Origin of the sequence: Stenotrophomonas maltophilia group sp. RNC7 (assembly GCF_030910085.1) — a bacterium.
Classification (GTDB): Bacteria; Pseudomonadota; Gammaproteobacteria; order Xanthomonadales; family Xanthomonadaceae; genus Stenotrophomonas; species Stenotrophomonas sepilia.
The window spans coordinates 1-1354 of sequence record NZ_JAVFVN010000816.1; the positions used below are offsets into that span (position 1 = coordinate 1).

Genomic DNA, 1354 nt, shown 5'->3' on the forward strand with positions numbered 1-1354 from the left:
ATTATACAGAAGTAAAGGACATGAAGGGAAGCGCTACAAAGTATACCTACGATGGATTCCATCAATTAAAGGTTACAGAGGAGCTTGGAAAGGACCATAAAGAAGTGATTACCTCAGAGCATGATGAAATGCGTCTCGTTAAAAAGAGAGAAGTAGAAATCTTCCATGTAATCAACGGTAATGCAACAGATACCTCCTATAAACGGATTGAAAATTACAGATATGACGAATACGGAAATTTAACCAATTATACAGGGCCGCTGGCACAGCGAGATCAAGCGGGCTATCCTGTAGATACAGAGCATACTGTAATCTATTCCTATGATTACGAGCGATTCCACTCTCCTTTATCTAAAACGTGGAAGCAGGATCAGAACACCATAGCTCAAATTATATACACCTTAGATAGTAAGGGAAATATCGTAAAGGAAACCAAGACCAATGGCAGCAAGGGTTGGATTGTAACAGATTTTGCATACGACAGCTTTGGAAATATCCGTAGAAAAGAGACACACGATGCCAATCAGTCCTTTGTAACGAACTATGAATACGGTGTAGATGCCAATGGTGTGGACCATAAAGGGGCATATTTAACAAAGGAATACAGTGTAATAGACAGTATAAATGCTGAGAGAAAATATGCCTACGATTTTAACACAGGAAATTTAATCAGTGAAATAGATCCAAAAGGCAATCGTACAGAGTATCAGTATGACGTTCTAGGTAGAGTCGTTCAGTCCACAAGACCGGACACAAATACAAAGCAATATACTTATAATGATAACGCTTATTTAAACAGTACCGTAATCTAGAAGGATTCAGGAAATACAGAGTTTAAATATGAGTACGATATCATAGGAGATTTGGTTATGTCCAGTGTATTCCATAACAATCAGTGGAATATGCTCAGCAGCATAACCTATGACAGCAATGGAAATAAGATCAAAGAGGTCGATTCAAACGGTCACAGTATTCGGTACCAATATGACAGTAAAGACCGATTAGTCTTAAAGGACTACTATGAAAAGGATAGCGTACTGAAGGGAAGCACTAAAATTCAGTATGAAACAGGGCTGGATAGGAATGCGCCTTTAACTGTAACCATAACAGATGAAGAAGGATATCCAAAGAAATTCCATTACGATATCCTAGACCGTCTCGTTAGAACAGAATTTACATCGGATCGAGTAAATTTTATAGAAAACACCTATACCTATGATTACGTAGGGAATAAAATTGCCTTTACCGATGGAAGGAACCATAGCACCCAATATGAATACGATGACTTGGGTCGATTGGTAAAGCAAATTGATGCCTTAGGAAATGAAACCCATTATGAATATAATAGCCTGAA

The 1354-nt window shown here is 38.0% G+C and carries 1 protein-coding gene and 1 pseudogene; both read left to right on the forward strand.

Features of this window, described 5'->3' with window-relative positions:
• The coding region (locus RCF13_RS19955) for an RHS repeat domain-containing protein (RefSeq protein WP_308141481.1) at positions 1 to 812 on the forward strand (812 nt) is incomplete at its 5' end.
• 57 nt (positions 813 to 869) lie between these two features.
• Positions 870 to 1354: pseudogene (locus tag RCF13_RS19960) on the forward strand (RHS repeat domain-containing protein); the annotation flags it as partial.